1 protein-coding gene is annotated in these 303 nt (G+C 38.0%); it reads left to right on the top strand.

Annotated features, from left to right (window positions below; all coding sequences use genetic code 11):
• Positions 1–8: 8 nt before the first annotated feature.
• The coding region (locus FE392_RS22640; RefSeq protein ID WP_500692708.1) for an NAD(P)-binding domain-containing protein at positions 9–303 on the top strand (295 nt) is incomplete at its 3' end.

Genomic DNA, 303 nt, shown 5'->3' with positions numbered 1-303 from the left:
TGGGGAATATACTAATCGACGCATTTTTAGAAACCCGTGCTGTCAAACCTTCGTGCCTTACAATCATTAATCGGACGCCTGCCAAAGCATATCATATAAAAGAAAAATACCCTTCTGTTCATATAGCAAAAACAATCCCAGAGGTAATCGAACAATCCCAGCTTATTTTTATTTGCGTTAAACCGATAGACATATACCCTATTCTACAAAAATACGCTGACCATTTTTCAGACGAAGATTGCTTAGTTTCTATCACAAGCCCCATATCTCCATCACAATTAGAAACACTTATACCTTGCCACG

It is taken from the genome of Xenorhabdus santafensis (genome assembly GCF_033949405.1).
GTDB classification, from domain to species: Bacteria; Pseudomonadota; Gammaproteobacteria; order Enterobacterales; family Enterobacteriaceae; genus Xenorhabdus; species Xenorhabdus santafensis.
The sequence above is the reverse complement of the archived record's forward strand: the minus strand, read 5'-3'. Positions and strand labels throughout refer to the sequence as shown.